We start from the raw sequence: 23,257 nt of genomic DNA on the forward strand, positions 1-23,257 counted from the left end.
TCAAGTTACATGACGCGACAGGCAAACCCCTTCAGATACAGCCCTTCCGGGTAGGTTGCGATCACCGGGTGGTCGGCAGCCTGACGGAACTGTTCTATAAATTGTACATCACGCCCGGCATCAATTGCGGCATCTGCGATGATTTTCTGAAATAAATCGGTGGTCATCAGGCCGGAACAGGAGAAGGTCAGCAGCACGCCGCCGGGGTTCAGCAGCTGGATCGCCAGCATATTGATGTCTTTATAGCCGCGGCATGCGCCCATCAGCTGGCTTTTGTTTTCCACGAACTTCGGCGGATCCATCACGATGACGTCGAATTTCTCTCCCTGATCCCGGTACTTACGCAGCAGTTTGAACACGTCGTCGCGCACAAACTCCGCTTTGGACAGATCCAGTCCGTTGAGCTCCACGTTCTGGCGCGCAACGTCGAGCGCCTCCTGCGAGGTATCCACGCTGGTGACCTTGCGGCAGCCGCCCATCAGCGCCGACACCGCAAAGCCGCCGGTGTAGGAGAAGCAGTTCAACACCCGTTTGTCCGCCACGTAGCGACGGGTCGCCAGGCGACTGTCGCGCTGGTCGAGGTAGTAGCCGGTTTTGTGCCCGCCCTGAATATCAACCAACAGCTTCATACCGTGCTCGGTAATCGGCAGCAGCGCTGGCGGCAGTTCTCCCACCACCGGCCCCTGGGCCAGCTCCAGACCCTCTTTTTTACGCACCGCGACATCGCTGCGGTCGTAAATGGCGCAGTCCGGGAACAGGGTCTGCAGGGCGCTGATAATGGCGGCGCGCTGGTATTCGGCGCCTGCGCTGAGGAGCTGCAGCACGAAAAAGTTGCCAAAGCGGTCGATCGTCACGCCCGGCAGCCCATCAGACTCGCCGGCGATCAGACGGTAGCTGTCGAGGCCATCGCGCTCGGCCAGCCAGGCACGCCAGGTTTGCGCTTGCTGCAGGCGGCGTTCAAAGAAGGCGTTATCGATGGCTTCGTTGCGGTCGAATGTCCACACGCGGGCACGGATCTGTGACGAGGGCGAGTAAGCGCCGCGGGCCAGCCATTTTCCCTGATGGTCAACGATATCGATGGTTTCACCGCTGCGGGCTTTACCTTCCATACGGGCGACGCCGCCGGAGAAAATCCACGGATGGCGACGCAGCAGGGATTTCTCGCGTCCTTTGGCTAACACTAAGCGGGGGAATAGGGAATCTGTCATGGAGCTACCTTTAAGCAACGGGAATGTCGGCACCGAAAAATGGCGCGTAGATTAGCACACCTGGCGCACGCAAGCATCTTTCCTCCGGCAGGCGCAGGTGAGCGTTTCGGCACAAAACGCAGGCGCATCGGCACATTCACCGTGCATGGACTGTCATACCCTGTCTTCTCACCCCCAGGAGGAGAAGACGATGAAAACAGGAATGCGGATGACCGTGGCGATGGTCGCGGCAGTGAGCAGTGGCGCGATGGCAGCGCCGTTTAGCGTAAGCAGCGATGATATGCATGACGGGCAAGCGCTGGCCCAGCAGCACTGGTTTGCCGGTTTCGGCTGTACCGGAGGCAATGTCTCTCCGCAGCTGGCATGGAAAAATGCCCCAGCGGGGACGCGCAGCTTCGCGGTCACCGTCCGGGATCCTGATGCGCCTACCGGCAGCGGCTGGTGGCACTGGACGGTGGTCAATATCGCCAGCAGCGTCTTTTCGTTACCCGCTGGTGCGGGAGATAAAAACAGCGCTACACTGCCGGACGGAGCGGTGCAGGGGCGCAATGATTTTGGCTATGCCGGCTTCGGCGGCGCCTGCCCGCCGGCGGGAGATAAACCGCACCGCTACCGTTTTACGGTGTGGGCGCTGGATGTCCCCACGCTGCCGGTGAATGCCGAGGCCAGCGGGGCGCTGGTCGGGTATCTGTTACACAGCCATGCTCTCGCCAGCGCGCAATTGACGGCGACGGCCGGGCGCTAAAACAAAAGGTCGGTCTGATGGAGAGTATCCATTTTCAGCATAACGCCCTGACCGCCGCGGAGATTACCACCCGACGGCTGTGCAGGCTGCACCGCGTGCGTCTGTTTTCCCCGGCGCTCTGTCGGGTGAAACGCGGCAGCAAAGTGATTGTGCAAGGGGAGAGCCGTGTGCTGGCGACACCGCAACAGCTGATTGTGTTGCCGGCTGACGTTGAGCTGGAAGTGATTAACCAGCCGGACAACGGCCTCTTTTGCTCCGATCTGCTGTCGCTGACGCCTGAGCTGCTGACGGCGTTTAAGACCCGCTATCTCAGCGAAAAACCACCGGGGCGTCTGACTTCGCTCTGCGCCCCGGTGACCAGTGAGCTGGCTTTTATGTGGCAAAGCGTTCTGCAGGCGGTGCGGGAAGGATTATCCACTGCTTTGCAGCAGCACCAGACCATGGGCCTGCTGCTGGCGCTCCACGAGGCGGGGTATGCCGGCCCGCTGCTCGTCGAGCGGCAGCAGGATCTGTCGGCGCAGGTTCGGCAGCTGGTCATGCTATCGCCGGCGCAGGCATGGAGCGTGTCGCGGGTGGCGAAAATGCTCTTTCTCGGAGAGTCCACGCTGCGCCGTCGTCTGCAGCAGGAATCGCAGAGTTTTCGCCAGATCGTCGAGGAGGTGCGGATGGCCCACGCCCTGGGACAGCTGCAGACCACCTCGCGGCCAATAGGCGAAATCGCGCAGAACAGCGGATATCAGTCGGGATCGCGCTTTACCGCGCGCTTTCGCCAGCACTATGGTTTACTACCAAAGCACGTACGCTGAGCGAATTTGCTATCCTCAGCGTAAAGGGTAAGTCAAAAGGAGAGGTTAATGGCCAGTATCTGCACCATGGCATGGGTATACGGTTCCGTTCAGGGCGTAGGGTTTCGCTATTCCACGCAGCGGGAAGCGCTGCAGCTGGGGTTGACCGGCTATGCCCGTAATCTGGACGACGGCGGCGTAGAAGTCCTTGCCTGCGGCGAGGCGGAGCAGGTGGAGAAACTCATCGCCTGGCTGAAAGCCGGCGGGCCGCGCAGCGCGCGGGTTGACCGGGTGTTGACTGAACCCCATCAACCCACCCGCAGCTGGGACAAATTCGCGATCCTCTATTAGATGCACTTCACCGGCTTCGGCAGCCCGGCGATTTTGGTCGCCTGTTTGGCGGGGCCTTTCGGGAACAGGCGATAGAGATAGCGGCTGTTGCCTTTCTCTTCACCAAACTTGTTGGCCATCGCCTTGACCAGCATGCGGATCGCCGGTGATGTGTTGAATTCAAGGTAAAACTCGCGCACAAAGCGCACCACTTCCCAGTGCTCAACGGCGAGCGTTATCCCTTCCTGTGCGGCGATAACGTCGGCCATCGCCTCGCTCCACTGGGTAGTATCCTTCAGATAGCCTTCGCTATCCGTCTCAATTTCGTTGCCTTCAAAAATAAACATAATTTTTCACATACCGCCTGAAATTGGCCGCAGTGTAGCAAAAAAAAAGGCCCCGCATAAGCGAGGCCTCTGGTAGCAGGGGAGCGGTTAGTCCCGGCTGGCGAAGCCCAGGATGCTCAGCAGGCTGACAAAGATGTTGTACAGCGAGACATACAGGCTGACCGTGGCGCGAATGTAGTTGGTTTCACCACCGCGGATGATGTTGCTGGTCTCGAACAGGATGGCGCCCGAAGAGATCAGGATGAACACCGCGCTAATCGCCAGGTGCAGCGCCGGCAGCTGCAGGAACAGGTTAGCGACCATACCAATCAGCACCACCACGACGCCGGCCATCAGCATACCGCCGAGGAAAGACATGTCTTTGCGCGTCGTCAGCACGTAGGCCGAGCAGCAGAAGAAGACCAGCGCCGTACCGCCCAGCGCCAGGCCGATTAAATCGCCCATGCCGGCAGAAAGGTACGCGTTCAGCATCGGCCCAAGGATATAGCCGAGAAAGCCGGTGAAAGCGAAGGCGGAAATAATCCCGGTGGGCTTATTCGCCGTTTTATAGGTCAGGAACATCAGACCGTACATCCCCACGAGGGTCAAAATCAGCCCCGGGGAAGGCAGCATCAGCACCGTGCTGGCGGTAGCGGTGATGGCGGAAAACGCCAGCGTCAGGCTGAGCAGGAAGTAAGTGTTACGCAGAACCTTGTGCGTGCTGAGCAGCGAGGAACGGTCACGCGATGATGTAATTATGCGATCCATGAGTCACTCTCTTATGACAGATGTAATTAGGTATAAAGAATAAGAAAAACAAGCGTGAAGCCCTAATGCTTTTACCCATCTTTACTTAGTTTTTGCCGCGTTTGACTAGCATAAAATTCTACATGGATTGGAAAAAGCGATATGTTTTCGCGTTTCGCTTCGGTGAGCCGATCGAAATCTTATAGGTTGCTGAAAAATATTGCTTTATTGAAATTCTGCGACTAAGTGTGGAAGGGGGAATAACTCCGTACGTTAAAGGCAAAGGGAAATGACATTACATAAAAACAATCACATCACGCGAACGCTCCTGGCCGTAAGTATGATAGCAATGTTCGGCGGGGCGCAGGCGGCGCAGGTGCCGCCGGGGACTCAGCTGGCAGAAAAGCAGGAACTGGTCAGAAATAACGGCAGTGAACCTGCCTCACTCGATCCGCATAAAGTCGAGAGCGACATTGAATTCAACATCATTAGCGATCTCTTTGAAGGGCTGGTCAGCGTGACGCCTGCGGGGGCGATCCAGCCCCGACTGGCGGAACGCTGGGAAAACAAGGACAACCTGTTATGGACCTTCCATTTACGCCCTGGTCTGACCTGGTCCGACGGCACGGCCATCACGGCGCAGGATATCGTCTGGAGCTGGCAACGGCTGGTCTCGCCAACCACCGCCTCCCCCTATGCGAGCTATCCCGGCAATATGCATATCGCCAACGCCCGTGAAATTGCCCTGGGGCAAAAGGGACCGGAGACGCTGGGGGTGAAAGCGCTGGACGACACCACGCTGCAGGTCACTCTGAACCAGCCGAATGCCGCCTTCCTGGCGATGCTGGCGCACCCTTCGCTGGTACCGATCGACAAAGTGCTGGTGGAGCGTTTTGCCGATAAATGGACCCGCCCAGAGCATATCGTTACCAGCGGCCCGTATAAGCTGACCCAATGGGTGGTGAATGAGCGGTTGGTGGCTGAACGTAATGCGAAGTACTGGGATAATGCGCACACCGTTATTAATAAAGTGACTTACCTGCCCATCTCTTCCGAGGCTGCCGATGTCAACCGCTACAAAGCGGGGGAGATCGATATTGTTTATACGGTGCCGATCAATCAGTTTGCGCAGTTGCAGAAAACCATGGGCGACCAGCTGGACGTTTCGCCGCAGCTGGCGACCTATTACTACGAATTCAATACTACCCGGCCGCCGTTTAACGACGCCCGAGTGCGTCGCGCGCTGAATATGGCGCTTGATAAAGATATCATTGCCGGAAAAGTACTTGGCCAGGGGCAGCGCCCGGCCTGGGTGATCAGCCAGCCGGATATCGGCGGTGTGACGCTGCACAACCCGGATTACGCCAGCTGGCCGCGCGAGAAGCGGATTGCCGAGGCGAAAAAACTGCTGGCGCAGGCGGGGTATGATGACAGTCACCCATTGGTCTTTACCCTGCTGTATAACACCTATGAGTCGCACCAGCGTATCGCCATCGCCGCCAGCTCTATGTGGAAGAAAAACCTCGGCGTCGAGGTGAAGCTGCAGAACCAGGAGTGGAAGACGATGCTGGATACCATGCATACGCATAACTTTGACGCTGTCCGCTATGCCTGGACCGCCGACTACGACGATGCCGCCACCTTCCTCAACACTTTCCGTACCGGGGATAGCGAGAACACCAGTCAGTACAGCAACCCGACTTACGATGAGGCGCTGCGCAATGCGGCGAAAGCCTCCGACGTGGCGAGCCGGGGCAAATACTATCAACAGGCGGAAGATCTGCTGGCGCAGGATGTTCCCGCCATTCCGGTCTATCACTATGTGCGTACCCATTTAGTGAAACCCTGGGTGGGAGGCTTCACGCCGGATAAGCTGGGGTATTACTACACCAAAGACATGTACATTAAAAAACACCCATCCGCTAGCGGCGACGGGCGCTGATTTTCTGCGCGAACTGCCTGAAATTCAGACGAATAACACAAAATTGTTTGTTTTTAAGGCAGTTGAACAAAATGGTGCTTTACAGCATCCGCCGAGGTGTTTATAGTGCGCCTCACACCGGAAGTGTGGCCGAGCGGTTGAAGGCACCGGTCTTGAAAACCGGCGACCCGAAAGGGTTCCAGAGTTCGAATCTCTGCGCTTCCGCCATATAAAAGAAGGGGTTACCGAAAGGTAACCCCTTTTTACTTTTCCCCTGGCCGTTCTGACGGCGCGTCATCTTCACGTCACGACTGCGCAAACCCACCCTGCCTGCAGCGTTATCGCTGGTGAAAATGTGACGATTAATCCATTTCAAATTGTTGTTATTTTAATTATTCAGTCTCACATTATAAACGGAAATGGTGCTCAGGAATAAAAAACCTGGTGCAAAATATCTTCGTCTATACTTGGAAAACGATGATTTACCTGCCATGGTGCTTTCGCAGAAACAGAGACCAGTGAGGTCAGCATGCCTGTCATTAACCCGCAAGATATCAAAGCATTACGGGCGTTGGTTGAACAGAAATTAAAATACACGCTGTGTGTTAGCTTAAATAAAGCGACAAATGGCGATATTTTTAACGCGGTGGCGCTAGCCATTCGTCATTTTCAGCAGGACCATTTTCTGACGAGCCAGGCGCGGCAGCGCGAAGAGCGAAAAAAGCGCGTTTACTACCTGTCGATGGAATTTTTACTCGGCCAGTCGCTGCGTAATAACCTGGTGAATATGAATTTACTGGACGAGATGCGCCTGGTGGTCAATGACCTGGGGTTTGATCTTGAACTGATCCTTGACGAGGAGCCTGACGCCGCGCTGGGTAACGGCGGGTTAGGCCGTTTAGCCGCTTGCTTTATCGACTCGATGGCCACCCTTGATATTGCTGCATCCGGGCATGGCATCAAATACGAATATGGGCTTTTTCGCCAGTCCTTTCAAAACGATCAGCAGGTCGAGCATCCTGATGACTGGCACTCCATGCATTCCCCATGGCTGGTGGAGCATCACGCTCAGCAAATTCTGATCCCGCTGGGGGGATATATTGAGCACAGCGAAGATATTGATGGCAACTACAATCCGATGTGGCTCGGTTGGAAAACCATCATCGGTATTCCCCATGATTATTTTGTTTCCGGCTACCGGGATACATCAACTAACACGCTGCGCCTTTACAGCGCGGTGGCCTCTGACTCCTTTAATATCCATATTTTTAATCGCGGGGATTATATTAAGGCAGTAAGTGAGAAAATCGCCTCGGAGAATATTTCAAAAATACTCTATCCTTCCGATGAGGTCCTGACCGGAAAAGAGCTGCGTCTGACGCAGGAGTATTTTTTGGTGGCCTGTACGCTACGGGATATTTTTCGTGACTATGCCGAGGTTAATGACGACATTACTTTGCTAGCGCAGCATGTGGCTATTCAGCTTAATGACACCCATCCGGCATTAGCGGTGGTGGAGCTGATGCGGATCCTGGTCGATGAATACCGACTGCCATGGGAGCAGGCGTGGGAGATAACGCAAAATACCTGCGCCTATACCAATCATACGCTGATGCCGGAAGCGCTGGAGACCTGGCCGGTGTCGTTGTTTGAGAAACTACTGCCGCGTCATTTGCAGATTATCTTTGAGATTAACCATCGTTTCCTTGAAGAAGTAGCCCGGCGCTGGCCGGATAAACCTCATCTGTTATCTTCACTGTCTTTAATTGACGAGCATCACGATAAGCAAATTCGCATGGCTAATCTGGCCATTGTCGGTAGCCACCGCGTCAACGGAGTAGCGTGGCTGCATTCGGAACTGGTCAAAAAACAGTTGGTGCCCGACTTCTATTTTATGACCCCGGAGAAATTCATTAATCAGACCAACGGCGTCACGCCGCGTCGTTGGGTGCAGCAGGCTAACCCGGGCCTGGCAGAATTTTTACAGCAACAACTCGGGGAAGGGTGGCCAACTGATTTACCCCTGCTTTCCCGCCTGGAAGATCTGGCCAGCGAGCCAGCCGTGATTGAGCGTATCCGGGCCATAAAATTTGCCAATAAAACCGCACTCAGCGAGCTGGTGGCTCAACGCTACGGCATCGCGCTGGATCCGCTGGCGATGTTTGACTGTCAGGTCAAACGTATTCATGAATACAAGCGCCAGTTGCTCAATATTCTGCACGTGATCGCGCTGTATCTGGATATCAAAGAGAACGGGCGTACTATCGCGCCAAAGGTGCATCTGTTTGCGGGTAAAGCGGCGCCAGGCTATCGGATGGCAAAGCTGATTATTCAGTTGATTAATACCGTTGCCCGAAAAATTAACAGTGACCCGCAGGTTGCCGGGCAGCTTAAAGTGGTATTCCTCGAAGATTATAAAGTCTCGCTGGCGGAAAAAATCATTCCCGCCACGGATCTCTCTGAGCAAATTTCCACCGCCGGCACCGAGGCGTCCGGCACCAGCAATATGAAGTTTGCCATGAACGGGGCGTTAACTATTGGCACCTATGATGGGGCGAACATCGAAATCCGCGAGGCGGTGGGGAGCGAGAATTTTTATCTGTTTGGCGCGGTGGCGGAAGAGATTGAAGAGAGCCGACGCCTTGGGCGGCATCATGGGTTCTATCATGACAACCCGGCTATCGCGCGTGTTGTCGATAGCCTGGTGTCCGGGCTGTTTTCAGCCGATCGCGAGCTGTTTGCGCCGCTGCATCAGATGCTGACAGGGGCCGATCATTACTGCCATCTGCTGGATTTCGACAGTTATTGTCTGGTGCAACGGCAGGCAATGGCCGATTTTGAACAGCCGGATCAGTGGCACCGCCGGGCCTTGCTCAATATTTGCCGGATGGGGGAATTTTCCAGCGACCGAACCATCCGCGGCTACGCCAGGGATATTTGGGGTATCAGGTGCTAAAGAGAACACATGCCGAACAGAGCAGGGACGCGTCGACGGTTATCAGCCAACATTGAGGATGAACATGAACGTTGAATTACATACTGAGCAGGGCGTCAAGGTCATTGTCCCCCTGGTTCGCCGGCTGGATGCTTCCGTCGCATCAGCGTTTAAGCAGCAGGTTCTTGAGGCTCTTGACGGTCAGACGAAAAACCTGGTGCTGGACCTGAGCCACGTCGATTTCATCGACAGTAGCTGCCTGGGCGCCCTGGTATCCATTCTCAAGAGCGTCAGTGGGCAGGGAGAGCTGGTGCTCTGCTCAGTCAATGGGACAATCCAAAACCTGTTCAAGCTCACCCGCATGGATCGCGTCTTTTCGATTAAAGAGACTCGTCAGGATGCACTGAACCTGTTGACTGCGAAATGACGCTCAGGCAGGCCTGGAAGGCCGCGGATTATCGATCGCCCGTTCATTCTTCGATAATCCGCGCCTTTGGTTTGCTCAGCAGAAGCATCACCAGCGCGACGTAGGGCATCGGCTTCCAGAAAAAGTAGCCCTGCAGTAGATGAATATTCTGGCGATTGAGATACTCAAGCTGAGCCTGAGTTTCGACGCCCTCGGCAATGATGCGCAGTGACAGCGTCCGCGCCATCTCTATCACGCAGTCCAGCAGTTTGCTTGACGGCGCCTCGTCAGTCACCCGGCCGACAAAACTCTGATCGATTTTGATATAGTCGAAAACCAGCTCATGCAGATAGGAAAGCCCGGAATAGCCGGTGCCAAAGTCGTCCAGCGCGATGGAAAACCCGCGGGAGTGTAATGCGTTGAGCTTGTCGACAACCGCCTCGTTGAGCAACAGCGGCTCCTGTTCGGTGATCTCCAGCATCAGCTTCACCGCTGTGCCCTCAAAGCCGCGCTGAAAGTGCAGGCAGTCATCGATAAACGACGGGGCGTTGATATGTGATGCGCTGATATTGACGCCGATATGAAACCCGTCCGGCAGCTTACTGAAGATCGGCCTCATCTGGGCGGCGACCTGCGCCATCAGGCTACAAGTGAGTGGGATAATCAAGCCGGTACGCTCGGCCAGCGGAATAAATTCACCGGGCGAACGCCACTGCGCCGTGGTGTTTGGCCAGCGGGCAAGGATTTCCACGCCATAGATCTCTCCGGTTTTCCCGTTCACCAGCGGTTGATAGTAGGGAACGATAGCGCCCTGAGCGATGGCGTAGCGCAGCCTCTCCTCTTCTGAGGTATAGACATTGAGGTATTTGCGCAACAGAAAATAAAACAGCAACGAAACAGAGAAAATAAAAATCAGCAGCCCGGACCCATTATGAAATAAGCGGCTGGGGCTAAAAAAAGGCGACTCAGGATAGGCAATGTGAAATGGATAGTCTGGTGAGCTAAAAATATCATGGTTCGGACCAGCGTTGAGTGGCTTCACATCGCCATATCTGGCAATCATTTGATTGTGAACCAAAAGCGCCAGCCCGCCGTTATCCTCATCGCTATACAAGGCATCGCGCAAATGGATATCGCTGATGCTGACAATGACTCTTACCTGCGCCGAACGAGTGTGATAGATCAGCACTGGCCGCTTATTCACCATCATTCTGGCGGGCATCAGCTGCAGTGGCTCATCGGGTAAAGACTCAGGATGGAGCATCAGTACCCGATTGCCCGGCAGCGACGAGCACCACACCTGGCCCTGTTTTACCAGCACAATTGTGCGCAGATGCGGCTGCAGGGCGGCCTCGGTCCCGAGCTGAAACTGGCCCTGCACGGAGCAACCGCCGCGGCTAACGTTCATCGCCGTCATCGTTGCTGCGCGGGCCTCATCCAGAATAACGGCGATTTTCTTTGCCGCCTGACGGGCGGTGGCGACATGCGAGGCCTGATCGGAATGCCACAGTTGCCAGTTTATTACGAACACGCCAGCCAGAAATACCACCAGCGCCAGGGAAAAGGCAATCCATGCGTTTCGTCGCTTTATCTCTTTCATTTGTTGGGCATGCAATGGTGTTTGTGCATAAAGTGAACCATCTCTCTGGCAGTAAAGGCTTTTCTATGATCGTAGAAGGGAGATAACTTCCGCGATGACGGTGCATCATAAAAATATGATCGCTATCACAATACCTGCCGACAAAGGCCGGTTATATCGCGTTGACGCTACGTACCTCTTCTGCCGGTAATAAAAATAAAAAATTAATGTTTTCTTAATATATTTTTCTGGGCCGGCTGGTTATTAGCATTTTCCAGTCCGTAGTGGCGTGCTTGCGCTATTTTTTGCTTTTTTAAGTTTATGATAATTGTTTTCATTATCATTCTTTTTTTGCTGTGATTTAATCCTCTCCGCTCAGGCTATTTACCATTAATTTCCCTGGTTCATTAAGGATGCGTTCATGAAATCTCGCTTATCGCCCCTCTGTACGGCAGCGCTGGTTGCCGCTTCTCTGTTTCTGGCGCCGCAGGGGATGGCGGCTGACGGTCAGGACGGGATTGTGGTCTACAACGCCCAACACGAAAATCTGGTGAAGTCGTGGGTGGATGGATTTACGAAAGAGACTGGTATTAAAGTCACGCTGCGCAATGGCGATGACAGCGAGCTGGGTAATCAGCTGGTTCAGGAAGGCGCCGCGTCGCCAGCTGATGTGTTTCTGACCGAGAACTCACCGTCGATGGTGCTGGTTGATAACGCCAAACTTTTTGCCCCGCTGGATGCGGCCACCCTGCAGCAGGTTCCGGCACAATATCGCCCTCAGCACGGTCGCTGGATTGGCATCGCCGCGCGTAGCACCGTGTTCGTCTATAACCCGGCAAAAATCAGCGAGGCGCAGCTGCCGCACTCGCTGATGGATCTGGCAAAACCGGAGTGGAAGGGCCGCTGGGCGGCTTCGCCATCGGGGGCTGATTTCCAGGCTATCGTCAGCGCGATGCTGGCGCTGAAGGGTGAGCAGGCGACCCTCGACTGGCTGAAGGCGATGAAAACCAACTTTGTCGCCTATAAAGGCAACAGCACGGTGATGAAAGCGGTCAACGCCGGGCAGATCGACGGCGGAGTGATCTATCATTACTATCGCTTCGTTGACCAGTCAAAAACCGGCGAGAACAGCAAAAACACCCAACTGTATTACTTCAAACACCAGGATCCGGGGGCCTTCGTCAGCATTTCCGGCGGCGGCGTGCTGGCCTCCAGCAAACATAAAGCACAGGCGCAGGCCTTTATTAAATGGATCACCGGTAAGCAGGGACAGGATGCGCTGCGCACCAATAACGCCTTCGAATATGCGGTGGGGGTAGACGCGGCCTCTAACCCGAAACTGACCCCGCTGAAAGATCTGGATGCCCCGAAGGTGGAACCTTCCTCGCTGAACAGTAAAAAGGTCATTGAACTGATGACGCAGGCTGGCCTGCTCTGATCCTGAGGAAGTGATGTTGCTATGTCTGTTCTGAGTCTGTCGCTCGGAAAGAAAACAGGACGCCTGCCTGAGCGCAGGCGTCCTGCATTTCCGATGGTTGCCTTAGCGCTCCTGTTTTCATTGCTGGCGCTGTTGCCGTTAGGGTTTGTGGTGGCGGTCGGATTCGATACCGGCTGGCCGACAATCAAAGCGCTGGTCTTTCGCCCGCGGGTAGGCGAACTGCTCAGCAATACCCTGTGGCTGACGGTGCTGACTGTCCCCATCAGCATTGTGCTTGGCGTGACGCTGGCCTGGCTGACGGAACGTACCGCGCTTGCCGGGCGGCAGCTGTGGTCGGCGCTGGCGGTAGCCCCGCTGGCCATTCCGGCCTTTGTCCAGAGCTACGCTTGGATCAGCGCTGTGCCCTCGCTGCATGGCCTGGGCGCTGGGGTGTTTCTCTCGGTGCTGGCCTACTATCCGTTTATCTATATGCCGGTGGCGGCCGTGCTGCGCCGACTCGATCCCACCCTTGAGGATGTCGCCGCGTCGCTGGGCACGCCGCCGTGGAAAGTGTTTTTCCGGGTGGTGCTTCCGCAGCTGCGGCTGGCCGTCTGCGGCGGTGCGCTGCTGGTGGCCCTGCATCTGCTGGCGGAATATGGTCTGTATGTGATGATCCGCTTCGATACTTTCACTACCGCCATTTACGATCAGTTCCAGTCGACCTTCAGCGGTCCGGCCGCCAATATGCTGGCGGGCGTGCTGGCTCTGTGCTGTCTGGCGATCCTGCTGCTGGAGAGCGCTTCGCGTGGTAAAGCGCGCTATGCGCGTATCGGCGCCGGGGCGGCGCGCGAGCAGAAGCGCCTGGTGCTGGGGAAAGGGGCCGCCTTCGGCGCGCAGCTGCTGCTTCTGCTGCTGGTGCTGCTGGCGATGGGGGTGCCGTTGCTGGTCCTGGGGCGCTGGCTGTGGCTGGGCGGTATCGATAACTGGCTACATGCCGATCTGTGGCATTCCCTGCGCCAGACTCTGTTGCTGGGGGCGGGCGGGGCGCTGCTGACGACGGTCTGCGCGATCCCCATCGCCTGGCTCGGCGTGCGCTATCCGCGTCCGCTGTTCCGCCTGCTGGAGGGGTGTAATTACATCACCAGTTCGCTGCCCGGCATTGTGACCGCGCTGGCGCTGGTCACCGTCACCATCCACTATGCCCGTCCGGTGTACCAGACCGAAGTGACGCTGTTTCTGGCCTATTTGTTAATGTTTATGCCGCGGGCGCTGATTAACCTGCGCGCCGGTATCGCCCAGGCGCCGGTGGAGCTGGAAAACGTCGCCCGCAGTCTCGGACGCAGCCCGGCCCGCGCCCTGTGGAGTATCACCATGCGACTAGCCGCCCCGGGGGCGGCCGCCGGCGCCGCGCTGGTTTTCCTTGGCGTCAGCAATGAGCTTACCGCCACGCTGCTGCTCTCGCCGTTAGGCACCCGCACGTTGTCGACCGGCTTCTGGGCGTTAACCAGCGAGATCGACTATGTGGCGGCGGCGCCCTACGCGCTGTTGATGATCATCATTTCGCTGCCGCTGACGGCGGTTCTCTATATGCAGTCGAAAAAAATGGCAGGGTTGTAACATGCTGGAATTGTCTTCTGTTTCGAAATCCTTCGCCGATGCGCAGGTCCTCGATAATATTCATCTTCAGGTGGCTCCGGGTAGCCGGACGGCAATTGTGGGTCCGTCGGGTTCGGGAAAAACCACGCTGCTGCGCATCCTTGCCGGTTTCGAAACGCCCGACAGCGGACGCATCGTGATGCACGGCGCGCCTCTGTTTGCCGAGGGCGTGTTTGTTCCTGCCCACCAGCGACGGATCGGCTACGTTCCGCAGGAGGGGGCGCTATTTCCTCACCTCAATGTCGCGGACAATATCGCCTGGGGGCTGGACGCCAGCCGCGAGGAAAAACGTCGCCGGGTGGGCGCACTGATGGAGATGGTCGCCCTTGACCATAGCCTGGCGCGCCACTGGCCGCATGAGATCTCCGGCGGCCAGCAGCAGCGTGTGGCCCTGGCTCGCGCCCTGGCCCAGCAGCCGGCGCTGATGCTGCTCGATGAGCCCTTTTCTGCCCTGGACACAGGACTGCGCGCCAGCACACGCAAAGCGACCGCCGATCTGCTGGCGGAGACCGGCATCGCCTCGATTCTGGTGACTCATGACCAGACCGAAGCGCTGTCGTTCGCCACACAGGTGGCGGTGATGCGCCAGGGACGTTTCGCCCAGGTGGGTACCCCGCTGGCGGTTTACTCGCAGCCGGTGGACGAAGAGACAGCGTTGTTTCTCGGCGATGCCCTGATCCTCCCCGCACGGCTGAGCCCCGGGCGGGCCAGCTGCGCGCTGGGCGACCTGGCGACAGACGCAGCGCATCCTGCTGGTGAAGGTAAGGTGATGTTGCGTCCGGAGCAGCTGAGCGTCAGCGTGAGCGGACCACAGGAAAGTACTGCCACCATCCGCGATGTTGATTTCTCCGGCCAGCTCTCCACGCTGACGCTGTCGATGTCCGGGCACGATCGGCCGATTGTTCTGCGAACCGTAAGCCAGCCGGCGTGGCAGCCAGGCGCGACGGTGCGACTGACGGTCAGCGGCAAGGCGCGCGTGTTCAGCGGCTAATCTCTGAGCAGGCGCCGCCGGATATCGGTGGCGCCGCACGGAAAGCTAATCAACTGACGGATTAAGCCGATAGTATCCGCGCCACTGACCTCGTCGCCATGGAGTGGTAGTACGTTGGAACAATTCCGCGGGGTCAGTCTACCTCACCGCCGTTTTGTCGGCGCGTCGCTTTTTCATTCGTCCCGCTGCGCTTAACTGCTATCCTGTCCCGCGATCGGCCCTGTTGTTACCGTGAGACATCGTTATGCCTGAATGCCATACTCCTGCGAATCGCTCCATTCCGTCCGCTTTGGCGCGGGGTACGTTGCTGCCTGCGCTGCTGGTCATCGTCGCCGTCGCTGTCGGCTGTGCGCTGGTGTCGCCGCCGATCGGCACGTGGCGTGAGATCCTGGCCAACCCCGGGCTCTATATCGATTTGCTGGCGCTGCTGTTTCTGGTGTTTATGCTGTGGAGCTCAGCAAAGGTGCGGATGAGCCATATCGCCGTCAACTGGGTGCGCTATGGGCTGCTGCTGTGGATTGCTGGCGGCACGTTCGATGTGATGGATGAGATAGTGGTTCAGCCGCGCTGGATGGGTTATTACTGCGAAGATCTGCTGCGCCTCTCCGGGATGCTGCTGACCGTGGTGGGCGTCTACAAAATTATTGAGCGCATCAACCTATTGTACGTTGATGCGCGCTCGCAATCACTGAAGGACGAGCTCACTCAGTTGCCCAATCGCCGTTTTTTCATCGATACCATTCGCGAAAAGTCCGGGCATGCGCTGGGGCTCATGATTCTGGATATCGATTTTTTCAAGAAAATCAATGATACCTGGGGCCACCTGGTGGGGGATGAAGTGTTATTTTCCCTGGGGAAACAGCTGGCGAAACTGACCAGCGAGCAGGTCCTGCCGGCGCGTATTGGTGGGGAAGAGTTTGCCATTATCGTCGATGGCCTGTCGGAGCCTGAACTGCACGCCCTGGCGCAGTCGATCCTCGACAATGCCCGCACCATCCTGATCAATCATCAGGCGCCGCTGTCGATCAGCATTGGCGTGGGAACCTGGCGGCCGGGCGAAGCGCAGGAGACGTTTATCCGCAAAGTCGACGAGGCACTGTACAAGGCCAAGCACAACGGGCGTGGGCGCGTGGAGTGGGCGTAATATTCCGACACGGCAGGTTAGGTCTGCTGCGCGCTGCGGCAGTGTCGCCGATACTCTGACGGCGAACGCTCGGTGTAGCGTTTGAAGACCCGGCAAAAATAGTTGCTGTCGACAAAGCCGCAGTTATGGGCGATCTCTTTCACCTTCAGGTCGTAGCCGCGCAGCAGCTGTTTTGCCTTTTCCAGACGCACCCGGGTCAGATATTCGTTAAATCCCACCGAGCCTGATTTCTGAAAAATATGCGAAAGATAGTTGGGCGTGATGTGAAAACGTCTGGCCACCGATTCCCGCGTCAGCGGCAGGCTAAGATTTTCCTCGAGGTAGTCCTGAACGGCGAGAAACAGATCCCGGCTGCGACTGACGCGCATTTCCAGCCCAACCAGCTGTTCGCGACAGTGACTCAGCAGCGCGGCGACCACCAACCGCGCGGTCAGCGGATCGGGCTGCAGGCTGACTTCGTTCAGGCTCAGCAACAGGTAAGAGCCCACGCGCGGTCCAAGGCGGGCAACGCTTTGCTTTTCCGTGTGCAGGCTTTTCCCGTCCCAGCGCTGAATACTGAACCCCAGCTTCTGTCGACCAAACAGAATACTCAGGGTGGTGGCCGGGCCGGTCCACTGCGGCAGCGTCCATTTTCCCGCCTGCACGTACAGCACCTGTAAAGTGGTTAACGTCGAGGCGGCCAGTGGCAGCCCCTGTTCACTGAGCTGGCCCTCCAGCACTATTTCCAGACGCGGAAACGGCACGTTGAGGGCGAGGGCAGGGACGGAGATATCCGGCTCAGGAAATCTCACCTGTAAATGATCTTTTTGACTGATTAACCGATGCAGAATATCTGGCAGATCTTCAATCATTCTTTGCCCTCAGCATGCGCATTATCCTGTTGATGGTAATCTATTTTTTATCCCCAGACAGCGTTTGTTTCGTCAATTTGCGCAGCGAATTCCCTGCCAGGCGCCGCGCATGCATCGCCGGAGAGGAGATTGTTGATGCCCATCACACTTCGGTGGCTCGCGTACGTATGTCCAGTTTTTCGTAGCGCTCGCCTCCTGTCATGCCGCGAATGGACCAGTAGAGTTTGTTTGTGTTATCGGAACGTTAAAAAGGAACGCAAAATGAACTCACCATCGGCTAGTTTTCTCGATGCGTTAGGCGCCAGTCAGGCGCTTAGTGCGCAAATGAAACATGAACTCGACACCCTCGGCTACACCGTCGTGCATAACGTCGTTGACGCCCAGTGGCTGAGCGAAATGCGCCGGCTAATTGATACCCTGGTTGAGCGTGAAGGCGACAATCTGGCGATGGAACACCATCAGGAAGCGACTGCGACGCGGATCGCCAACCTGGTGAATAAGGGGGTTATCTGGGAGAAAGTCTGGTCCCACCCGCTGATCCTCTCCGCCTGCCGCTATATCTTCAACGGTGATTTTAAAGTCTCCAGCCTTAATGCGCGTGAGGCGCTGTATAACGGCGGTCACCAGCCGCTGCACGCCGACTGGAAAAAGCCGCGCCCGGATTTTCCCAAAGTCCACCTGGTGAATACCATCTGGGCGATAGACGATTTAAGCGCCGCTAACGGCGCGCCGCGGATTATCCCTGGAACCCACCTGCGGCCGGAGTTGCCGGAAGAAGTCTTGGACGACCCGGAACAGGCCCACCCAGACGAGATTGTGTTTGCTGCGCCGGCCGGCAGCGTGATGATCTACAACGCCCACGCCTGGCACGGCGGTACCCGTAATCGTGAGGGTAGCCGACGACGCGTGCTGCATGGGTTATATATCGATCGCGCGGATACGCCGCAGCAGGACCAGCGGCGCTGGCTGACGCCGGAAACGGCAAGCCGCCTGACGCCAGCGCAAAAGTGGCTGCTGGATGTAGAGTAAGACTCGTCGCCGGTCAGGGAAGTTCTACATAGACGACCGGCTTTTTCATGATGCTTTTCACGGCCTCGACGATCTGCTGCGGCTGCAGCAGGAAGCTCTTGATGCTGGTTTTAATCGTCCGCAGGCCGCTAAAGCGCTGGGCGTCGTCAATTTCGATATCCGTCACCAGCAGCACCACTTCGGCGCGGGCGATATCTTCTGCGGTAATGCGATTTTCAACGCCGAGCGCGCCCTGGGTTTCCACCTTCAGGTGCCATTTTTCATGATGACCGACCTTTTCCAGCCGTTCGGCAGCCATATAGGTGTGCGCCACCCCGCTGACGCAGGCGGTGACGGCGACAATATTGAAGTCCATAACATCCTCCTGGCGTTAACCGCCGATAGTGACGTGGAATCCGGCCGCTTCGGCCATTATCCGATAAGGTTGAATGTCCGCTTCGCCAGGCGCTTTCACGCTGGCCAGCGTCCAGGGTTTGCCCAGCAGACGGTATTTTGGCTCGCCATATTGATGAAACGGCAACAGGTGCATTTCTTTTAGCGCGAACGGCGCGAGAAACGCCAGTATCTGGCGAAAATTATCCACGCTCATGGTGTAACCCGGGATCAGCGGCACCCGCGGGATCAGATTGATGTTTCTTGTCGCCAGCTGGCGAAAATTGTCCAGTACCCGCAGCTGATTCATTCGCAGCAGCGACCGCGCCAGCTCAGGATCCATGATTTTAAAATCAAACAGCACTTCGTCGCTGGATTCAGCCACCGGCAGCAAACGGTCAAAGGCGCCGTCGCCGGCGGTCTCGATGGCGGTGCGGATCCCCCACTGGCGCAGGCGCTGAAGAAAACGGGCGGCAAACCCGGCCTGCAGGAGCACCTCCCCGCCGGAGAGGGTGACACCGCCGCCGGAGGCGCGGAAGAAGACTTCATCTTTGAGCACCTCCTGAAGGAGTTTCTCCAGCGTCACGTCGCGACCGATCTGCTCCCATGCCCCGGAGGGACACTCGGCGACGTCCTGCAGACAGCGGGTGCAGCCCAGACATTTGCTCTGCCGGCGCAGGGTCTGGATCTTCGGCGACATTGACTCCGGGTTGGCGCACCACGGGCAGGTGTGGGGGCAGCCTTTGAAAAAGACCACCGTGCGGATCCCCTGACCATCGTTGAGCGAGTAGCGCTGCAGGTTAAAAATACGCGCCCGATCGGCGCGCGTCTCCATCACCTCACAGCTGATGCGCGGTGCGGCGGATGATGTCATCCTGAATCTCCTTCGACAGCTCAACAAAGAAGGCGCTGTAGCCCGCGACGCGCACCACCAGGCCGGCAAAGTCCTGCGGCCGCTGCTGCGCTTCACGCAGGGTGTCGGCATTGACCACGTTAAACTGAATATGCTGCAGCTTGAGCTTGCAGAAAGCCTGTAAAAAGTCTGCCAGCTTGTTCAGCCCGCCGTCGCCGGCCAGCGTTGCCGGGGTGAATTTGACGTTAAGCAGCGTACCGTTCGACAGCAGATAGTTATCCAGCTTGCTGACCGATTTCAGCACCGCCGTCGGCCCCTGAGCATCCTGACCGACCATCGGCGACAGGCCGCCGTCCGCCAGTTGTTCGCCGGCCAGCCGCCCGTCCGGGGTAGCCCCCACTACCGAGCCCAGCGGCACATGCGCCGAGACGGTATAGGAGCCGGGAGTAAAATGGCCGCCGCGCGGGTTCAGGTACTGCTCCACCTCTTTGCAGTAAAAGCGCAGCAGATCGGCGCTAATATTATCGACTTCGTCGATGTCGTTACCGTACTTCTCAAAACGGTTAATCAACCGGGCGCGGATCTTTTCCCCCTCCGGCGTGCGGAAGTTGGCCTTCAGGACCGCCATCAGTTGGTCAAAACTGAGACGCTGCTGATCGAAAACCATCCCCTTCAGGGCGTGCAGTGAATCGCTCAGGTTGGCGATCCCGATGCCCTGGACGCCGGAAAAGTTATAGCGCGCGCCGCCGGCGGTGATATCTTTGCCGTGCCGGACGCAATCTTCAATGAACGAGGAGAGCAGGGGGACCGGCGCCCAGTCGCGATGGCCGATATCGCAGATATTGCTGCCCTCGACCATCAGCTTGATGTAATAACGAATTTTGTCACGGATCTGACTGATAAGTCCTTCCCAGCTGACCTCCGGTTGCCCTTCATTTTCCTGCAGGACCAGTTCCATAACCTTCAGCAAGTTGAACATGGCGATATCATGCAGGCCGTAGGTGCGGCCAGGGATCGACAACTCGACGCAGCCGACCACCGCGTAGTCGCGGGCGTCTTCCAGCGACACGCCGCGATTGAGGAAGGCGGGGACCACCACCTCGTCGTTGAAAATCTGTGGAATGCCGGTGCCCAGGCGGATGGTTTCAGCGGTTTTACGCAGGAACGGGCGGTCAATCAGCTCGTTGACCCGCACGCCAAGATTCGGCTGCGGCAATTGCACGTTCTGATAGGCATCGAGGCATAAAAACGACAGCGCGTTGACCGCGCTGCGTCCGGTTTCCGTCAGTCCGCCGAGCAGAGCGGTGTAGCCGGTGGGAAAACCAGCGAAATAGCGCGCGCTGCTCGAGGAGCGCAGCAGCACGATATCGTTGCATTTCACCCACAGCGACTCCAGGAGCTCCCTGAGATACGCCGGATCCTGACCCTCATTCAGCGACGCCTGATAAAACGGCAGCATATACTGATCAAAACGCCCCAGTGAAATTGAGCTGGCGTTGGATTCGTACTGCAGAATGATGTTCATATACCAGAACAGCTGGCAGGCCTGGGGGAAGTCCGTTGGCCGGTGCTCCGCGTTGTGGCGCGAAATAGCGGCGATGGTTAACAGCTCCTGCTGACGCTGCGGGTCCTGACAGTGCCCAGCCATCTCCTCGGCCAGCGCGGCGTAGCGCAGAATATGGCGCCGGGAGGCTTCCAGCAGGATCAGCACCGCCTGATAAAAGTGGTTCCCGGGTTGCTGCTCGCAGTGGGCTTTTAGCTCCGCCATCAGCGCCCCGAGGCCATGATTGAGCAGACGCGGATAGTCGATGATGATATGGCCCTGGCCCTTATCGGTCTGGTTCACGCTGAATATCTGGGTGCTGACGGCGGCCTTGACCTCGTCGGTCATCTGGCCGTTGATAAAATCCTTCATTGAGCGCTTTTCCCAGTAGGGGAACAGCGTTTCGCGGTATATTTGCTTATCTTCTTCGCTTATCGCGAAGCGGTCCTGCGGCCGGGTCGGAAAGGCGTCGAGTTCGTTGAGCAGCCAGTAGGGATCCATCTCCGGCGACATAATGCCTGCCCGCGGTTTGATGGTCCGGTTGCCGGCAATCAGTTCATCATCACGAATCGAAATGTCTACCTTATCGAGGATCCAGGCGGTGGCCTTCGCCCGGCGAATAATCACCGGTTCGCCCTCCGTTTGCTGATGACTGGCGGTATACAGCAGAGCGCGCTCCAGGGAGATTTCGCGCGGCTGGGCGAACAGGCTGGCTTTCAGGCGTTGAGTACGATTCGTCATGACAAACTCCATGTGGTGGCGAAGGGCGCGAGGGCGCCCCTTGTAAGGCTTCAGGTACGCTGAGAAAGATGGCTGTCTATCTTGTTCATGATGGCGTCGGCGCGCTTGACCGCATCGCTGATATTGACGCGCACGATAGTTTTCCCGGCAAAACGCTCTTCGAATTTGATACCGATATCTTTGGTCAGGATGACCATATCGGCGGCGGCGATCTCTTCGGCGGTCAGTTCGTTTTCAATGCCGATTGAGCCCTGGGTTTCGACTTTAACCTGCCAGCCTTTGGCTTTGGCGGCGCTTTCCAGCGACTCGGCGGCCATGTAGGTGTGAGCCACGCCCGACGGGCAGGCGGTGACAGCGATAATGTGGGTCATAATCTGTTCCTTCCAGTCTGTTAGTTAATTTCGAAATCAAGATCTAATTCGTCGTCGGCTTTAGCGTCAGACGATTTCTTTTTAGCTAGCGCTTTCAGCACAATGACGCAGGCGGCGCTGACGCAGGCACCGACCAACAGCGCGGCGATAAAGCCGAGTTTGCCCTGGACCACCGGCAGCACGATGAGCCCGCCCCAGCCGGCGTAACACTGGGCCCCCAACAGCGCCGCGGTGACGCAGCCGCTGGCAGCGCCAATCATATTGGCCGGAATAACGCGCAGCGGGTCGGCAGCGGCAAAGGGAATCGCCCCTTCAGTGACCCCGACGCAGCCCATCACCAGCGCCGCTTTGCCGGTTTCCCGCTCTTCGGCGGTGAAATATTTACGGCCGATCAGCGTCGCCAACCCCATCCCCAGCGGCGGCACGGCGATGCCGACGGCGGCGATAGCCACCACGCTGTAGACCCCCTGCGAGACGCAGATCAACATGAAGGCGTAGGCCACTTTGTTCACCGGGCCGCCCATATCAAAGGCCAGCATCAGGCCCATAATGATGGCCAGCACCACGATGCTGCCTTCACGCATACCCTGCAGCCAGCCGGTCAGGTTAGCGGTTAGCGCGCCCACCGGTTCGCCGAGCCCCCACATCATGATCCCGGCGGTAATAAAGGTGCCGATGATGGGAATAATGAAAATCGGCATCACCGAGCGCAGCACCTTGTGGACCGGTATTTTTTTCAGGTAGTAGACCACCAGGCCGCCGATCATGCCGGCGATCAGCGCGCCGAAGAAGCCGGCGCCGAAGCTGTTGCCCACCCAGGCGCCGATGGCGCAGGGCGCCAGCGCGGCGCGGTCAGCGATGGAGTACCCGATGTAGGCGGCGAGAAAAGGGACCATCAGCGTTAGCCCGGCGACCCCGATGTCAAACAGCTTCTTCAGGTTGGGATCGGTGGCGGCATCGGGAACTGCGCCTTTGCCATACAACATGACGGACACCGCCAGCAGGATCCCACCGGAGACCACAAAGGGGATCATGTGTGACACGCCGGTCATCAGATGCTGGCGGGTATTTTTTAGTATTTGCACCAGTTCGTTCATTGTTTGCTCCTGAGCGCTGTAGGGCCCGTGACAGTATTGATGGCTCAACATTAGAAAAAGGTCGCCGCATAAAACAGTAGAGAAAAAGTGCATTTACTGGACATTTGTAAGGTTAGAAAGGAATTGCGATCCACCTCAAATCTTAGTGATGGCAGGAAGGATGGGCGCTAAATGGATGGAATTGTGATGGCGGGCATAAAAAAGTATCGT

General features: G+C 57.2%; 21 protein-coding genes, 1 tRNA gene and 1 pseudogene. 12 read left to right on the forward strand and 11 right to left on the reverse strand.

The window, feature by feature from the left end:
• Positions 1 to 5 precede the first annotated feature (5 nt).
• On the reverse strand, positions 6 to 1,208 hold the full coding sequence (rlmI, locus tag KHQ24_RS05665; RefSeq protein WP_017899465.1) for a 23S rRNA (cytosine(1962)-C(5))-methyltransferase RlmI: 1,203 nt from the start codon (positions 1,206 to 1,208) through the stop codon (positions 6 to 8).
• A gap of 190 nt (positions 1,209 to 1,398) precedes the next feature.
• Between rlmI and KHQ24_RS05670 the strand changes: the two genes are divergently transcribed.
• Genes KHQ24_RS05670 through yccX form a run of 3 tightly spaced genes read left to right on the forward strand, consistent with a single transcriptional unit; the run spans position 1,399 to position 3,089 of the window.
• Positions 1,399 to 1,953: a YbhB/YbcL family Raf kinase inhibitor-like protein gene (locus KHQ24_RS05670; protein WP_017899466.1), complete on the forward strand. Its 555-nt coding sequence runs from the start codon at positions 1,399 to 1,401 to the stop codon at positions 1,951 to 1,953.
• 17 nt (positions 1,954 to 1,970) lie between these two features.
• A complete protein-coding gene (locus KHQ24_RS05675) occupies positions 1,971 to 2,759 on the forward strand; it encodes an AraC family transcriptional regulator (protein ID WP_004201445.1) in 789 nt (262 codons plus the stop codon).
• A 48-nt stretch (positions 2,760 to 2,807) separates the two neighbouring features.
• On the forward strand, positions 2,808 to 3,089 hold the full coding sequence (gene yccX / locus KHQ24_RS05680) for an acylphosphatase (RefSeq protein WP_004201446.1): 282 nt from the start codon (positions 2,808 to 2,810) through the stop codon (positions 3,087 to 3,089).
• Here yccX and tusE read toward each other — a convergent pair.
• On the reverse strand, positions 3,086 to 3,415 hold the full coding sequence (gene tusE / locus KHQ24_RS05685) for a sulfurtransferase TusE (RefSeq protein ID WP_004201447.1): 330 nt from the start codon (positions 3,413 to 3,415) through the stop codon (positions 3,086 to 3,088). The two genes, yccX and tusE, sit on opposite strands and share 4 nt — an antisense overlap.
• Positions 3,416 to 3,502: 87 nt before the next feature.
• Positions 3,503 to 4,162, reverse strand: coding sequence for an FtsH protease modulator YccA (gene yccA / locus KHQ24_RS05690; protein ID WP_002898458.1), 660 nt, complete (start codon positions 4,160 to 4,162; stop codon positions 3,503 to 3,505).
• A gap of 268 nt (positions 4,163 to 4,430) precedes the next feature.
• Between yccA and KHQ24_RS05695 the strand changes: the two genes are divergently transcribed.
• The 4 genes from KHQ24_RS05695 (at position 4,431) to KHQ24_RS05710 (ending at position 9,424) form a co-directional block, all read left to right on the forward strand.
• Positions 4,431 to 6,083 (forward strand): ABC transporter substrate-binding protein, encoded by a 1,653-nt coding sequence (locus KHQ24_RS05695; protein ID WP_048294450.1) that lies wholly within the window; start codon positions 4,431 to 4,433, stop codon positions 6,081 to 6,083.
• A gap of 119 nt (positions 6,084 to 6,202) precedes the next feature.
• Positions 6,203 to 6,290 (forward strand) — tRNA-Ser (locus tag KHQ24_RS05700).
• Between the two features lie 301 nt (positions 6,291 to 6,591).
• Positions 6,592 to 9,018 (forward strand): glycogen/starch/alpha-glucan phosphorylase, encoded by a 2,427-nt coding sequence (locus KHQ24_RS05705; RefSeq protein WP_049093005.1) that lies wholly within the window; start codon positions 6,592 to 6,594, stop codon positions 9,016 to 9,018.
• Positions 9,019 to 9,082: 64 nt separating this feature from the next.
• Complete coding sequence (locus KHQ24_RS05710; protein ID WP_004201450.1) at positions 9,083 to 9,424, forward strand: STAS domain-containing protein; 342 nt, start codon at positions 9,083 to 9,085, stop codon at positions 9,422 to 9,424.
• Positions 9,425 to 9,467: 43 nt separating this feature from the next.
• Here the strand turns inward: KHQ24_RS05710 and KHQ24_RS24380 are convergent, their stop codons facing one another.
• Both KHQ24_RS24380 and KHQ24_RS24385 read right to left on the reverse strand, forming a co-directional pair.
• Complete coding sequence (locus KHQ24_RS24380) at positions 9,468 to 10,295, reverse strand: cyclic diguanylate phosphodiesterase (RefSeq protein WP_228297976.1); 828 nt, start codon at positions 10,293 to 10,295, stop codon at positions 9,468 to 9,470.
• A 96-nt stretch (positions 10,296 to 10,391) separates the two neighbouring features.
• A pseudogene (locus KHQ24_RS24385) lies at positions 10,392 to 11,003 on the reverse strand (CSS-motif domain-containing protein); the annotation flags it as partial.
• A 400-nt stretch (positions 11,004 to 11,403) separates the two neighbouring features.
• Between KHQ24_RS24385 and KHQ24_RS05720 the strand changes: the two are divergent.
• From KHQ24_RS05720 to KHQ24_RS05735, 4 genes are all read left to right on the forward strand, one after another.
• Complete coding sequence (locus KHQ24_RS05720) at positions 11,404 to 12,420, forward strand: iron ABC transporter substrate-binding protein (RefSeq protein WP_023317875.1); 1,017 nt, start codon at positions 11,404 to 11,406, stop codon at positions 12,418 to 12,420.
• A 21-nt stretch (positions 12,421 to 12,441) separates the two neighbouring features.
• Positions 12,442 to 14,016 carry an ABC transporter permease gene (locus tag KHQ24_RS05725; protein WP_023317876.1) on the forward strand — a complete coding sequence of 525 codons (1,575 nt, stop codon included), beginning with the start codon at positions 12,442 to 12,444 and terminating at the stop codon, positions 14,014 to 14,016.
• Between the two features lies 1 nt (position 14,017).
• The gene (locus KHQ24_RS05730; protein ID WP_004201455.1) at positions 14,018 to 15,046 is read left to right on the forward strand and encodes an ABC transporter ATP-binding protein; all 1,029 of its coding nucleotides are present in this window, start codon (positions 14,018 to 14,020) and stop codon (positions 15,044 to 15,046) included.
• Between the two features lie 244 nt (positions 15,047 to 15,290).
• Positions 15,291 to 16,190 carry a GGDEF domain-containing protein gene (locus tag KHQ24_RS05735; RefSeq protein ID WP_017899473.1) on the forward strand — a complete coding sequence of 300 codons (900 nt, stop codon included), beginning with the start codon at positions 15,291 to 15,293 and terminating at the stop codon, positions 16,188 to 16,190.
• A gap of 17 nt (positions 16,191 to 16,207) precedes the next feature.
• On the opposite strand, the gene KHQ24_RS05740 is transcribed toward KHQ24_RS05735, so the two are convergent.
• The gene (locus tag KHQ24_RS05740) at positions 16,208 to 17,041 is read right to left on the reverse strand and encodes a helix-turn-helix transcriptional regulator (RefSeq protein WP_023317878.1); all 834 of its coding nucleotides are present in this window, start codon (positions 17,039 to 17,041) and stop codon (positions 16,208 to 16,210) included.
• Between the two features lie 261 nt (positions 17,042 to 17,302).
• Between KHQ24_RS05740 and KHQ24_RS05745 the strand changes: the two genes are divergently transcribed.
• Positions 17,303 to 18,070 (forward strand): phytanoyl-CoA dioxygenase family protein, encoded by a 768-nt coding sequence (locus tag KHQ24_RS05745; protein WP_017899475.1) that lies wholly within the window; start codon positions 17,303 to 17,305, stop codon positions 18,068 to 18,070.
• A gap of 13 nt (positions 18,071 to 18,083) precedes the next feature.
• Here the strand turns inward: KHQ24_RS05745 and KHQ24_RS05750 are convergent, their stop codons facing one another.
• Genes KHQ24_RS05750 through KHQ24_RS05770 form a run of 5 tightly spaced genes read right to left on the reverse strand, consistent with a single transcriptional unit; the run spans position 18,084 to position 23,047 of the window.
• Positions 18,084 to 18,425: a PTS fructose-like transporter subunit IIB gene (locus KHQ24_RS05750; protein WP_004201460.1), complete on the reverse strand. Its 342-nt coding sequence runs from the start codon at positions 18,423 to 18,425 to the stop codon at positions 18,084 to 18,086.
• Positions 18,426 to 18,440: 15 nt separating this feature from the next.
• Positions 18,441 to 19,316 (reverse strand): [formate-C-acetyltransferase]-activating enzyme, encoded by an 876-nt coding sequence (locus KHQ24_RS05755; RefSeq protein ID WP_211777157.1) that lies wholly within the window; start codon positions 19,314 to 19,316, stop codon positions 18,441 to 18,443.
• Positions 19,282 to 21,579, reverse strand: a complete 2,298-nt coding sequence (locus tag KHQ24_RS05760) for a formate C-acetyltransferase (protein ID WP_108450563.1) — start codon at positions 21,577 to 21,579, stop codon at positions 19,282 to 19,284. Before KHQ24_RS05760 ends, KHQ24_RS05755 begins: the two co-directional genes overlap by 35 nt.
• A 50-nt stretch (positions 21,580 to 21,629) precedes the next feature.
• Positions 21,630 to 21,950, reverse strand: coding sequence for a PTS fructose-like transporter subunit IIB (locus KHQ24_RS05765; RefSeq protein WP_004201463.1), 321 nt, complete (start codon positions 21,948 to 21,950; stop codon positions 21,630 to 21,632).
• Between the two features lie 20 nt (positions 21,951 to 21,970).
• The gene (locus KHQ24_RS05770; RefSeq protein WP_023317881.1) at positions 21,971 to 23,047 is read right to left on the reverse strand and encodes a PTS fructose transporter subunit EIIC; all 1,077 of its coding nucleotides are present in this window, start codon (positions 23,045 to 23,047) and stop codon (positions 21,971 to 21,973) included.
• Positions 23,048 to 23,257: the final 210 nt, after the last annotated feature.

Origin of the sequence: Klebsiella sp. 54 (genome assembly GCF_018223875.1) — a bacterium.
GTDB classification, from domain to species: Bacteria; Pseudomonadota; Gammaproteobacteria; order Enterobacterales; family Enterobacteriaceae; genus Klebsiella; species Klebsiella quasipneumoniae.